The organism is Cellulomonas cellasea (assembly GCF_030372105.1).
GTDB classification, from domain to species: Bacteria; Actinomycetota; Actinomycetes; order Actinomycetales; family Cellulomonadaceae; genus Cellulomonas_A; species Cellulomonas_A cellasea_A.
Genome location: NZ_JAUDBQ010000004.1, coordinates 219573 through 232426, shown reverse-complemented (window position 1 = coordinate 232426; position 12854 = coordinate 219573). Strand labels below are relative to the sequence as shown.

At 71.7% G+C, this 12854-nt stretch carries 7 protein-coding genes; 5 read left to right on the top strand and 2 right to left on the bottom strand.

The window, feature by feature from the left end; genetic code table 11:
- The first annotated feature begins 15 nt into the window (after positions 1-15).
- From QUV83_RS06000 to narI, 5 genes are all read left to right on the top strand, one after another.
- Positions 16-1173 carry an MFS transporter gene (locus tag QUV83_RS06000; protein ID WP_289563287.1) on the top strand — a complete coding sequence of 386 codons (1158 nt, stop codon included), beginning with the start codon at positions 16-18 and terminating at the stop codon, positions 1171-1173.
- 97 nt (positions 1174-1270) lie between these two features.
- Entirely contained in the window at positions 1271-4936 is a 3666-nt protein-coding gene (locus QUV83_RS05995) for a nitrate reductase subunit alpha (protein ID WP_289563307.1), read from the top strand.
- Positions 4936-6693 carry a nitrate reductase subunit beta gene (gene narH, locus QUV83_RS05990; RefSeq protein WP_289563286.1) on the top strand — a complete coding sequence of 586 codons (1758 nt, stop codon included), beginning with the start codon at positions 4936-4938 and terminating at the stop codon, positions 6691-6693. The genes QUV83_RS05995 and narH overlap by 1 nt, the downstream gene beginning before the upstream one ends.
- Positions 6690-7391 (top strand): nitrate reductase molybdenum cofactor assembly chaperone, encoded by a 702-nt coding sequence (gene narJ, locus QUV83_RS05985; protein WP_289563285.1) that lies wholly within the window; start codon positions 6690-6692, stop codon positions 7389-7391. The genes narH and narJ overlap by 4 nt, the downstream gene beginning before the upstream one ends.
- Entirely contained in the window at positions 7388-8131 is a 744-nt protein-coding gene (narI, locus tag QUV83_RS05980) for a respiratory nitrate reductase subunit gamma (protein WP_289563284.1), read from the top strand. Before narJ ends, narI begins: the two co-directional genes overlap by 4 nt.
- Before the next feature lie 28 nt (positions 8132-8159).
- Here the strand turns inward: narI and QUV83_RS05975 are convergent, their stop codons facing one another.
- Together QUV83_RS05975 and QUV83_RS05970 are read right to left on the bottom strand one after the other, a co-directional pair.
- Entirely contained in the window at positions 8160-9731 is a 1572-nt protein-coding gene (locus tag QUV83_RS05975; RefSeq protein ID WP_289563283.1) for an aspartate:alanine exchanger family transporter, read from the bottom strand.
- Between the two features lie 164 nt (positions 9732-9895).
- Positions 9896-12823, bottom strand: coding sequence for a beta-glucosidase H (locus QUV83_RS05970; protein ID WP_289563282.1), 2928 nt, complete (start codon positions 12821-12823; stop codon positions 9896-9898).
- Positions 12824-12854 lie beyond the last annotated feature (31 nt).

The following is a 12854-nucleotide window of genomic DNA, read 5'->3' as shown; positions in this document are numbered from 1 at the left end:
TCGCCCGCTGGGCTGATGCTGCTGCTCGGGACCATCGGCTTCATGGTCAACTTCTGGGCCTGGGCGCTGATCAGCCCCCTGGCGTCGAGCTACCGCGAGGCGCTGGACCTCACGGACTTCGAGCAGTCGGTGATCGTGGCGGTGCCGGTGATCGTCGGGTCCCTGGGCCGCATCCCCGTCGGCGCGCTGACCGACCGGTTCGGCGCGCGCCTGATGTTCCCGGTGATCAGCCTGCTCACGGTGCTCCCGGTGCTGTACGTCGGCTTCGTGGCGCAGAGCTACGTGGCGATGCTGGTCGGCGGGTTCTTCCTGGGGCTGGGCGGCACGGCCTTCGCGATCGGCGTCCCGCTGGTCAACGCCTGGTACCCGCCGGCGCGGCGCGGCACCGCGCTGGGCATCTTCGGGATCGGCATGGGCGGCACCGCGATCTCCGCGTTCACCACCGTCAACCTGGTGGACCGGTTCGGCGACGGCGCCCCGTTCGTGCTCGTCTCGGCGATCCTCGTGGCGTACGCGATCGTCGCCGCCATCTGGATGCGCGACGCGCCAGGCCGCACCCCGCCGCCTCCGGGCTCCTTCGTCAAGCGCACCTGGGAGACCTTCAAGCTGCCGGCGACATTGCAGCTGTCCTGGCCGTACGCGATCGGGTTCGGCGGGTTCGTCGCGTTCAGCGTCTACCTGCCGACCTACCTCACCAACGCGTACGACCTCACCCCCTCCGACGCGGCGCTGCGGACGGCGGGGTTCGTGGTCCTGGCTGTCGCGATGCGCCCGGTCGGGGGCTGGCTCTCCGACCGGATCGACCCGATCACGGTGCTCGTCGCCTGCTTCCTGCTGGCCGCCGCGCTCGCGACGGTCGCCGCCTTCCAGCCCGCGCTCGTCCCCTGGGGCACCGTCGCGTTCCTGGGCCTGGCCGCGGCGCTCGGCGCCGCCGCTGGGGCGACGTTCGCGCTGGTCGCACGCTTGGCCCCTGCGGCGAAGGTGGGCGCCGTCACCGGGATCGTGGGCGCCGCGGGCGGCCTCGGCGGCTTCGTCCCCCCGCTCATCATGGGCGCCTTCTACAGCTCGGTGGGCAGCTACGCGCCCGGGTTGGCGCTGCTCGCCCTCACCAGCGCCGCGACGGCGCTGTTCACGTGGGGGCCGCTGCGCCGCTCCGCGCACCGCTCCCCCTGACCTGCCCGACACCACCGCACCCCGCCCGAGCATCGCCGGAGAACTGGGAAGGACCCTCGTGTCGATCCAGGAGGACCCCGCCACCACCCCGCCGCAGATGGACGACGACGTGGTCCGCGCGCTGCTGCGCACCCGCCGCTTCTTCCAGAAGAACGAGGTCTCCGCCGACCTGCGCACGCTGCACGAGGTGGGGGGCAGGCAAGCCGACGCCTTCTACCGGGACAGGTGGAGCCACGACAAGGTGGTGCGCTCCACCCACGGCGTCAACTGCACCGGGTCGTGCTCGTGGAGGGTGTTCGTCAAGGACGGCATCATCACGTGGGAGGCCCAGCAGACGGACTATCCGACCACCGGACCGGGCCGCCCGGAGTACGAGCCAAGGGGCTGCCCGCGGGGCGCGGCGTTCAGCTGGTACACCTACTCGCCCACCCGGGTCCGGTACCCGTACGTGCGGGGCCTGCTGCTGGAGATGTACCGCGAGGCCCGCGCCCGCACCGGCGACCCCGTCCTCGCGTGGGCGGACATCATGGCCGACCCGGAGCGCTGCCGGGCGTACAAGGCGGCGCGCGGCAAGGGCGGGCTGGTCCGCGCGACCTGGGACGAGGCCGTCGAGATGGTCGCCGCCGCGCATGTGCACACCATCAAGGAGCATGGGCCGGACCGCATCGCGGGCTTCTCCCCCATTCCGGCGATGTCGATGGTGTCGCACGGTGTCGGGTCGCGGTTCTTCGCGCTGATCGGCGGCGCGATGCTCTCGTTCTACGACTGGTACGCGGACCTGCCCGTCGCCTCCCCGCAGGTCTTCGGCGACCAGACGGACGTGCCGGAGTCGGGCGACTGGTGGGACGCCGGCTACCTGATCATGTGGGGCTCGAACGTGCCGGTGACCCGCACGCCCGACGCGCACTGGATGGTGGAGGCCCGGTACCGGGGCCAGAAGGTGGTGGCCATCTCCCCCGACTACGCGGACAACGTGAAGTTCGGCGACGAGTGGCTCGCCCCGCAGCCGGGCACCGACGGCGCCTTGGCGATGGCGATGGGGCACGTGGTGCTCAAGGAGTTCTTCGTGGACCGCACCACCCCGCACTTCGACCAGTACGTGCGCCGGTTCACCGACTTGCCGTTCCTGGTGCGGCTGGAGCCGCATGGCGACCGGTTCACGCCGGGCAAGGTCCTCACCGAGGCGGACCTGGGCGGGATCAGCGAGCATGCGGACTTCAAGCCGCTGCTGCTCGACGAGGCCACGGGGCGGCCCGTGGCGCCGAACGGCTCACTCGGATTCCGCTACGGCGCCGAGGGCGAGGGGCAGTGGAACCTCGACCTGGGCGACGTCGTGCCGATGCTCACCATGGCCGGGGAGGGCGCGCGCGGCGTCGAGGTGGACCTCCCGCGCTTCGACGGGGTGGACGGCTCGGCGGGGGTCATCCGGCGCGGGGTCCCGATGCGGGTGGTGGCAGGCCACCTGGTGACCACGGTGTACGACCTGCTCCTGGCGCAGTACGGGGTGGGACGGCCTGGGCTGCCGGGGACGTGGCCCACGGGGTACGACGACGCGTCGTCGCCGTGCACCCCCGCCTGGCAGGAGGCCATCACCGGGGTGGCGGCGTCGAAGGCCGCCCGGGTGGGCCGGGAGTTCGCCGCCAACGCCGAGGAGTCGAAGGGCCGGTCCATGATCATCATGGGCGCGGGCGTCAACCACTGGTTCCACGCCGACACGATGTACCGGGCGTTCCTCACGCTGACCATGCTGTGCGGCACGCAGGGCGTCAACGGCGGCGGCTGGGCGCACTACGTCGGCCAGGAGAAGGTGCGGCCGCTCACCGGCTTCACGCAGTACGCCAACGCGCTCGACTGGTCGCGCCCCCCGCGCCTGATGATCCAGACGGCCTACTGGTACCTGCACTCCGGCCAATACCGCTATGACTCCTTCGGCGCCGACGCCCTCGCCTCAGCGGCCGGCGGCGGGGCGTTCACGGGCATGGCGACGGCGGATGTGCTGGCCAAGTCCGCGCGGATGGGCTGGATGCCCAGCTACCCGACCTTCGACAGGAGCTCGCTGACGCTGGCCGACGACGCGGAGGCCGCCGGGGTCCCGGTCGACCAGTACGTGCCGGCCGCGCTGCTGGACGGCAGCCTCAAGTTCGCGGGCGAGGACCCGGAGGCGCCGGCGAACCACCCGCGCCTGCTCACGGTGTGGCGCTCGAACCTGCTGGGCAGCTCGGGCAAGGGCGACGAGTACTTCCTCAAGCACCTGCTCGGCACCGACTCCTCGCTGCGGGCCCACGAGGCCGAGCCCGGGGTCCGGCCCCGGGACGTGGCGTGGGCGCCCGAGGCCACCCTCGGCAAGCTCGACCTGCTGCTCACCATGGACTTCCGCATGACCAGCACCACCCTGTTCTCCGACGTGGTGCTGCCCGCGGCCACCTGGTACGAGAAGTTCGACCTGAGCACCACGGACATGCACCCGTTCGTCAACTCGTTCAACCCGGCCATCGCCCCGCCCTGGCAGACACGCACCGACTTCGACGCGTTCCACACCATCGCCCGCAGGTTCTCCGAGCTCGCGGCCGTGCACCTGGGCGCCCGCAAGGACGTCGTGGCCGTCCCGCTGATGCACGACACCCCCGACGCCATGGCCAACCCCTCCGGCCGGGTCCGGGACTGGAAGCTGGGCGAGTGCGACCCCGTGCCGGGAAGGACCATGCCGAAGCTCGTGGTGGTGGATCGGGACTACCCGGCGGTGGCGGAGAAGCTCGGCGCGCTGGGCCCGCTCGCCGACAAGCTCGGCGCCACGACCAAGGGCATCACCTACGACCTCACCGAGCCGGTGGCGTACCTGGCCCGCAAGAACGGCGTGGTGCGCGGCGGCGTCGCGGACGGGCGGCCGTCGCTGCAGCGCGACGTGCACGCCTGCGAGGCGATCCTGGCCCAGTCGGCCGCCACGAACGGCGCCCTGGCGGCGGCGGGCTTCCGCGACCTGGAGCGGCGCACCGGGCAGCCGATGGTCGAGGTGCTCGCGCTGGAGAACGAGGGGCGGCGCGTCACCTTCGCCGACGCCCAGGCGGCGCCCGCGCCGGTGCTCACCTCGCCGGAGTGGTCCGGCTCGGAGACCGGCGGGCGGCGCTACTCGCCGTTCACCACCAACACCGAGCACCTCAAGCCGTGGCACACCCTCACCGGGCGCCAGCACTTCTTCCTCGACCACGACTGGATGATCGAGCTCGGCGAGCAGCTGCCGGTCTTCCGGCCGCCGCTCAACATGGCGGCGCTGTTCGGCGAGCCGCAACTCGGCACGCAGGGCGAGCTGGGCATCACGCTGCGGTACCTCACCCCGCACAACAAGTGGTCCATCCACTCCGAGTACCAGGACAACCTGCTGATGCTCAGCCTGTCCAGGGGCGGGCCGCTGATCTGGATGAGCGAGAAGGACGCCGCGAAGATCGGCGTCGCGGACAACGACTGGATCGAGGCGGTGAACCGCAACGGGGTCGTGGTGGCCCGGGCCGTCGTGTCCTACCGGATGCCCGAGGGCACCGTCTACATGCACCACGCCCAGGACCGGCTCATCGACGTGCCGCTCGCGGAGGCGTCGGGCCAGCGCGGCGGGATCCACAACTCCCTGACCCGCATCCTCATGAAGCCCAGCCACCTGGTGGGCGGGTACGCGCAACTCTGCTTCGCGTTCAACTACCTCGGGCCCACGGGCAACCAGCGTGACGAGGTCACGGTCATCCGCCGACGTTCCCAGGAGGTGCGGTACTGATGCGCGTCATGGCCCAGATGGCGATGGTGATGAACCTCGACAAGTGCATCGGGTGCCACACCTGCTCGGTGACCTGCAAGCAGGCGTGGACGAACCGCTCGGGCACCGAGTACGTGTGGTTCAACAACGTGGAGACGCGGCCCGGCCAGGGCTACCCGCGCCGCTACGAGGACCAGTCCACGTGGGAGGGGGGCTGGGAGCTCACCAAGAAGGGGCGCCTGCAGCTCCGCGCGGGCGGGCGGTTCAAGAACCTGCTGACGATCTTCGCCAGCCCCAAGATGCCGTCGATCGACGACTACTACGAGCCGTGGACCTACGACTACTCGGTGCTGACCGACGCCCCGAGCCAGGAGCACATCCCCGTCGCGCGGCCCCGCTCGCTGATCACCGGCGAGGACACCGCCATCACGTGGAGCGCGAACTGGGACGACGACTTGGGCGGCTCGACGGCCCTCGGCCAGGACCCGGTGCTCGCCAAGGTCTCGGACAAGGTCAAGCTGTCCTACGAGCAGACGTTCATGTTCTACCTGCCGCGGATCTGCGAGCACTGCCTCAACCCGTCCTGTGCTGCGTCGTGCCCGTCCGGGGCGATCTACAAGCGCGCCGAGGACGGCATCGTGCTCGTGGACCAGGACCGGTGCCGGGGCTGGCGCAAATGCGTCACCGGCTGCCCGTACAAGAAGGTCTACTTCAACCACCGCACCGGCAAGGCCGAGAAGTGCACGTTCTGCTTCCCGCGCATCGAGGTGGGCCTGCCCACGGTGTGCGCGGAGACGTGCGTGGGGCGGCTGCGCTACATCGGCCTGGTGCTGTACGACGCCGACCGGGTGCTGGAGGCGGCCGCCGTGCAGGACCCGCACGACCTGCTCGAGGCGCAGCGCGGCGTCTTCCTGGACCCGAACGACCCCGCCGTGGAGCGCGCCGCCGAGCAGGCGGGCATCCCCTACGACTGGGTCAAGGCGGCCCGACGCTCGCCGATCTGGTCGCTGATCAGCACCTACAAGGTGGCGCTGCCGCTGCACCCGGAGTACCGGACGATGCCGATGGTCTGGTACATCCCGCCGCTGTCCCCGGTGGTGGACGTCGTCGCGGAGACGGGCGAGGACGCCGAGGCGGCGGACAACCTGTTCGCCGCGATCGACACGCTGCGCATCCCCGTGGAGTACCTCGCCGAGCTGTTCACCGCAGGCGACCCCGCGCCCGTCACGGGCGTGCTGAAGAAGCTCGCCGCGATGCGCTCGTACATGCGCGACCTGAATATGGGCCGCGAGGGCGACCCGTCGATCCCCGCCGCCGTGGGCATGTCCACCCAGGAGATGGAGGCGATGTTCCGGCTGCTGGCCCTCGCCAAGTACGACGAGCGGTACGTCATCCCCCCGGCGCACGCCGAGCAGGCGCACAACCTGGAGGAGCTGGCCTCGGAGTGCAGCCTCGACTACGAGGGCGGCCCGGGCATGGGCGGCTCGGGTCCGTTCGGCGAGGGCTCGGGGGCGGGCACACCGCTCGCCGTGGAGAACTTCCGGGCCCTGCAAGACAGGCAGACCTCAGGGTCGAGCACCGACACCACGGGCGCCGGCAGCAGGGTCAACCTGCTCAACTGGGACGGTCGCGCGGCCCCGCGGGGGATGTTCCCACCCCGGGCGGAGCCGTCCGAGGGGGCGGAGCCGTCCGGGGGCGCAGAGTCGTCCGAGGGCGCTAGCCCCCCTCCCGACACCGGGCCCACGCCCGACCCCAGGCCCGACCCGGGGGCACGATGACGAGCCGTGCGCCGGCCGCCCGGCTGCGGCGTGGGCGGGCCCGGCGCACGCCGCTGGACGACGGCCAGCGCGCACTCGTGCACCGCGTGGCGGCGCTGCTGCTCGACTACCCCGACGCGGAGCTGCTGGGGCGGCTGCCTGCGCTGCGCGCAGCCGTGGGCGCGCTGCCCGAGCCGGTGCGCTCCGACCTCGCCGGGCTCGTCGACCACCTCGCGGCCGTGCCACCCCAAGAGGCCGGCGCGGCCTACGTGGAGACGTTCGACCTGCGCCGGCGCGCCTGCCTCTACCTGACCTACTACGCGCATGGCGACACCCGGCAGCGCGGCGTGGCCCTGCTCGCGTTCAAGCAGGCCTACCGGGCCGCCGGGCTGCTGCTGCGCGACGACGAGCTGCCGGACCACCTGTGCGTGGTGCTGGAGTTCAGCGCGACGCAGGACCTCGCCGCCGGGACCGCCCTGCTGCTGCAGCACCGCGCCGGGCTGGAAGTGCTGCGCCTGGCGCTGCGCGACGCCGGCTCGCCGTACGCGGGAGCCCTCGCCGCGGTGTGCGCGACGCTGCCCCCGCTCGCCGGGAACGACCGTGACGCGGTCGCCCGGCTCGTCGCCCAAGGGCCACCGGACGAGTCGGTGGGCCTCGAGCCGTACGGCGCCCACGACCCCGCCCTCGGCGGCCACCCCTCCGAAGGAGCACGACGATGAGCTCTGGCGACCTGCTGCTCTGGGTGGTGCTGCCGTATGTGACGCTCGCGATCTTCATCGGCGGGCACATCTGGCGCTACCGCTACGACAAGTTCGGCTGGACCACGCGGTCCTCCCAGCTCTACGAGAGCCGCCTGCTGCGCTGGGGCAGCCCGCTGTTCCACTTCGGCATCCTCGCCGTGGTGGTGGGCCATGTCGCCGGCCTGGTGATCCCCGAGTCGTGGACCGACGCGATCGGCATCTCCGAGGGCGTCTACCACGCGTTCGCCGTGGGGGTGGGGTCGATCGCCGGGTTCTGCACGCTCGTCGGGCTCACGCTGCTGATCTACCGCCGGCGGACGGTGGGACCCGTGTTCCGGGCCACGACGCGCATGGACAAGGTCATGTACTTCTTCCTCGCGCTCGTGATCGTGCTGGGCGTGTTCAACACCGTCTCCGGCGCCGTGCCGAGCGTCGAGGGCGACTACAACTACCGCGAGGGCGTGTCCGTGTGGTGGCGCGGGATCTTCTGGCTGCGGCCGCAGCCCGAGCTGATGGCCGAGGCGCCCATCGGCTTCCAGGCGCATGCGGTGGTCGCGATGATCCTGTTCGCGCTGTGGCCGTTCACGCGGCTGGTGCACGTGTTCAGCGCGCCGCTGTTCTACCTGTGGCGGCCGTATGTCGTGTACCGCAGCCGGGGCGATCAGCCGGCCCGCCCGGACCGCGCGGGCTGGGGCGCCACAGAGCCGGCGGACCGCTGAGCCCCTGGACCGCTGAGCCCATGGACGGCTAGATCAGCGCCACCACCGGGGCCAGGATGATCTTCACGATGATGCCGAGCGCGAAGATCGCCGCGTAGCCGCTGTCGATCCGCTCGTCCACGGTGCGGCTGTTCGCGTAGGCCAGCACCGCGGGCTGCCCCACGAAGCCGGCCAGGCCGCCGGCCGCGCGCGCCGAGCTGACCCCGATGAGCCGGGCGAGCACGACGAACAGCACCGAGGCCGCGCCGACCACCACCACGGCCTCGATCACGATCTTGAGGCCGAGCAGGGAGAACGCCTGCCCGGCGAAGGCCTGCCCGGACGCCAGCCCGGTGGCGGCGAGGAACAGCAGCAGGCCGAGCTGGCGGATGGTGAGGTTCGCCGACTGCGGCAGCCCCCACACCAGCGGCCCGGTGCGCTCGAGCCGCCCGAGCACCATGCCCGCGACCAGCGGGCCGGCGGCGGCGCCGAGGGCGAACGTCGTGCCGCCGGGCAGCGGCACCTGCACCAGGCCCAGCAGCAGCCCGAGCACCAGTCCCACGCCTAGGGACAGCGCGTCGACCTCGCTGACCTTGCGCTCCGAGTCCCCGAAGAGCTGGGAGACGGCCGGCATCTCCTCGCGGGGGACGATGACGCGGACCCGGTCGCCGAGCTCGAGCACGAAGTCGTCGGAGGCGAGCAGGTCCAGGTCGCCGCGTCGCACGCGGGTGACGGTGCCACCGAACTTGGCGGGGATGTCGAGCTCGCCGACCGTGCGCCCGGCGACCTTCGGGCTGGACAGCAGGAACCGGCGGAAGTCGACGACGCTGCGGTCGTGCGCCAGGTGCTGGCCCACCCGCTCGCCCAGGTACTCGCGGGCGCGCTGCACGTCCGGCGCCGGTCCGACGACCACGACGACGTCGCCCTCGCGCAGCTCCTCGTCGGCCGTCACCACGCGGGTGTGGCCGTCGCGGGCGAGGTAGGAGAACCGCACCGAGCCGTCGCTGAAGCCCGGCACGTCGCGCAGCGGGCCCGCGCGGTGCACCTCGACGGAGATGTCCACGAGTCCTTGGCGGGCGGCGGACTCCGGGTCGCGCCGCGCCCGCCATGCCCGCCCCACGGTCAGGGCCACCACGATGATCGAGACGGTGACGCCCACCGGGTAGGACAGCGCGTAGCCGACGGCGGGCTCCTGGCTGCCGTCGGCCGCCGCGGTGGCGGCCGCGAGCGCCGGGGTGCTGGTGAGCGAGCCAGCGAAGATCCCCGACGCGATCGAGGAGGCGATGTCGAACCCGCCGGCGAGGACGATGGTGATCCCCGCGGCGATCACCAGGATCACCACGGACACCGCCATGATCGGCAGCTGCCGCCGCAGGTCCCGGAAGAAGCTGTTGCCGGCCGCGAGGCCCACCGTGTAGACGAACAGCGCCAGGCCCAGGCTCTGCAGGAGCCCCAGGCCCTCCCCGAGCCGCGGGTCGAGGGCGCCCACCGCGAGCCCGACGAACAGCGCGCCCGCGGCGCCGAAGCGCAGCGGCCCGAAGGGGACGGCGCCGAGCAGCGAGCCCAAGGCCAGCACCAGCAAGATCGTCAAGAGCGGGGAGGCGGCGAGGACCTCGATCATCGGGCTGCCTGGTGTGTCACGTGCGTCTCCCCACGGGGGCGCGCTGCCCCCACCCGCCCATCCTAGGAGCGCTCGCACACGTCGGCGCCCCGCAGACCAGGAGCCGGGGAGGGGCGGCGCGTACCACCCCTCCCCGGCTCGGCCCGAGGCCTAAGCCTCGACCCTCACGAGCGTGAACGGATCCGCACCGTCCCCACCAGCGGGGTGTCTGCCGAGGACGGCCCGACGTAGACCGGCACGTCCCCGGACGGGGTCACCCACCGGTCGCCGTCGACGTCCCAATAGGAGAAGGCGTGCTGGTCGAGCTCGAGCGTCACGACCTGGCTCTGGCGCGGCCGGAGGGTGACTTTGCCCCAGCCGGCCAGCGACTTGGGCGCCGTGGCCACGGGAGCCGCTGCGAGCTCGCCCGCGTAGGCCTGGACCACCTCGGACCCGGTCCGTCGGCCGGTGTTGGTGATCTTGACGGTGGCGGTCAGGCCCTGCTTGCAGTTCTTGTCCTTCTTGCCACCCCCCTTGCCCCAGCCCCAGCCCTTGTCCTTGCCCTTGCCGTGGCCCTTGCCCCAGTCGTCACCACGGTCGCCACCGCCGTTGAGATGGCTGGACCTGGCGTTGGCCTCATCCGGGTCGGCGCTCTTCTGGTGGCCTCCCGACCCGGAGTCCGGGTTGGTGACGTTCCACGTCTTGCACGCGATCCGCAGGTCGGAGTACGCGAACGTGGTGTACGAGAGCCCGTAGCCGAACGGGTAGGACGGCTCGATGCCGAGCGCCTCGTAGCCGCGGTAGCCGACGAAGACGCCCTCGGTGTACTCGGCGTTCGCGTCGATGCCCGGGAACTGCGCGAGCGTCGACGTGGGCGTCTGGCTGTCGTCCACCGGCATGGTGATCGGCAGCTTGCCGGACGGGTTCGTGTCGCCCCACAGGATGCTGGCGATCGCGGAGCCCTGGTTCTGGCCGGGGTACCACGCGTGCACGAGGCCCTCCACGTCGTCCTGCCAGTCGGAGACCTGGGTGGCCCCACCGGTGGTGAGGACGACGATGGTGCGCGGGTTGGCGGCAGCCACCTGCCGGATCACCTCGGCCTGCCCGTTGGGGAGCTGGAGGGTGGGCAGGTCGCCGCCCTCGGAGGAGTAGTCGCGCACGAACACCACTGCCACGTCCGCGTCGGCGGCCGCCGCGGCGGCGGCGGCGGCCTGCGGGGCCACGACCCCCTCCGGTGGGACCCACCCGAGCTTGATGTGCTGGGCGCCGCCGTTCCAGGCCTCGCTCGTGTCGTACACGTAGGACAGCACGACGGAGTGCGTCGAGCCGGCCTCGAGGTCGATCGGGTACGAGACGATCTGGTCGGCCTCGTTGGCGTTCGGGGTGAACGCCTCGGTGGTGATGACGTCCGCCCCGTCGATCGTGAGCGTCGTCGCGCCGTTCGTGACGACCTGCAGCTCGTAGGTCCCGGTGACCGGGGCCACGATCGAGCCCGACCAGCGCACCGACATGTTGGTGTCGAGGGCCTGGGGCTGGGTCGGGAAGTGCGGCGACGCGGCGTTGAACCCGGTGTAGATGAAGAACCCGCCGTTGAGCCCGGCGTACGGCTCGGTGCGGTCGAGGTACGGGTCCCCGGAGAAGTCCTGGTTGAGGTAGTACTGCGCGGTGAGGCCGTTCTCGCCCGAGGCGGTCCGCAGGAAGTCGGACGGGATCGGCTGGGCGCCCCGCAGCAGCGCGGTGGAGGTCACGGGGTCGGAGCCGCTGGTCCAGCTCACGTCCGCGCCCGCGCCCGCCCGGTTGGTCACGCCCTCGAGCGGGGAGGTCGTCTCCGCCGGGAACTCGATGTGCGAGCTGCCGCCGCCCTGGACGATCGTGTCGGCGTCAGAGCCGATCACGGCGACCGAGCCGACTCCCCTGCCGAGCGGCAGCGCCTGGTCGTCGTTCTTCAGCAGCACGATGCCCTGCTCGGCGATCTCGGCCGAGTCCTGGTTGTGCTCGGCGTAGGGCAACGGCTGGATCTCCAGCGGGTTGTCGAAGACGCCGAGGCCGAACATGGGCCGCAGGATGCGCAGCACCGCGTCGTCGACGCGGCTGATCGGCACGCTGCCGTCGTTCACCGCGTCGATCAGCGGCCCGCAGAACTCGCAGGTCCCGGGCTGCTGGTCCGGTGTGAAGTTGCCGGGCTGCTCCTGGTCCTGGCCCGCGAGGATCTCCAGGGTGCCGTGGTTGGCGCCGTAGTCGGTGAGCACCCAGCCGTTGAACTCGTACTGGGTTTTGAGGATCTGGTTGATCAGGTAGTCGCTCCCGCAGGAGTACTCGCCGTTGACCTGGTTGAACCCGCACATCACGGAGGCGGCATGCGACTCCTCGATGGCGATGTCGTAGGCGCGGTTGTAGATCTCCTGCTGCGCCCGCTCGTCGACCACCGCGTTGAGCCCTTGGAGCCGGTTGGTCTCCTGGGTGTACACGGCCCAGTCCTGCAGGTTGCCGATCATCCCGCCGTAGTTCTGCGTGGTGCGGACGTAGGCGCCGCCCAGCTTGCCCTGGAGCAGCGGGTCCTCGCCGTAGGACTCGAAGTTGCGGCCGTTCTGCGCCACCCGCGCGATGTTGAGCGAGGGGGCCAGCACCAGGTTCTGCCCGGTGAGGAACGTCTCGTCGGTCTCGACCTCGGAGGCGTAGGCGGCGATGTCGGTGTCCCAGGCCGCGGCCACGCTGACGGCTGAGGGCAGCAGGGTGGACAGCTGGCCGGGCACGTCGGGGTTGGCGACGCGGACGCCGTTGCGCCCGTCCGTCATCCGCAGCGACGGGATCCCCAGCCGCTCGATGGGCGCGTTGTAGAAGCCGTACTGGCCGTTCAGCTCGCCGTGGAGCATGTCGACCTTCTCTTCGAGGGTCATCTCCGCGAGGAGCGCCTCGGCACGTTCGGTCGCGGACTCGTCCGTGTCCCACCACTGCTGGCCGGACCGCCAGTTGTCCCCCTTGGTGTGCTGTTGGCCTCCTCGCGGCGTGTTCCTCTCGCCTGCCACGGCCGCCGTCGTCGGCGCGACGAGGGCGACCGCACAGGCGGCGGCAGCCAGGACGCGCAACGGCGGTGATAGTCGTGCTTGTCGCATCGGACACTCCCTCGTGTCGGGGATCCCGCGC

Bases quoted from the DNA above. Each gene is read 5' to 3' on its own strand.
- QUV83_RS06000 (WP_289563287.1), top strand. From the start codon at position 16: ATGCTGCTGCTCGGGACCATCGGCTTCATGGTCAACTTCTGGGCCTGG.
- QUV83_RS05970 (WP_289563282.1), bottom strand. From the start codon at position 12,823: ATGCGACAAGCACGACTATCACCGCCGTTGCGCGTCCTGGCTGCCGCC.
- narI (WP_289563284.1), top strand. From the start codon at position 7,388: ATGAGCTCTGGCGACCTGCTGCTCTGGGTGGTGCTGCCGTATGTGACG.
- QUV83_RS05995 (WP_289563307.1), top strand. From the start codon at position 1,271: ATGGACGACGACGTGGTCCGCGCGCTGCTGCGCACCCGCCGCTTCTTC.
- narH (WP_289563286.1), top strand. From the start codon at position 4,936: ATGCGCGTCATGGCCCAGATGGCGATGGTGATGAACCTCGACAAGTGC.
- narJ (WP_289563285.1), top strand. From the start codon at position 6,690: ATGACGAGCCGTGCGCCGGCCGCCCGGCTGCGGCGTGGGCGGGCCCGG.
- QUV83_RS05975 (WP_289563283.1), bottom strand. From the start codon at position 9,731: ATGATCGAGGTCCTCGCCGCCTCCCCGCTCTTGACGATCTTGCTGGTG.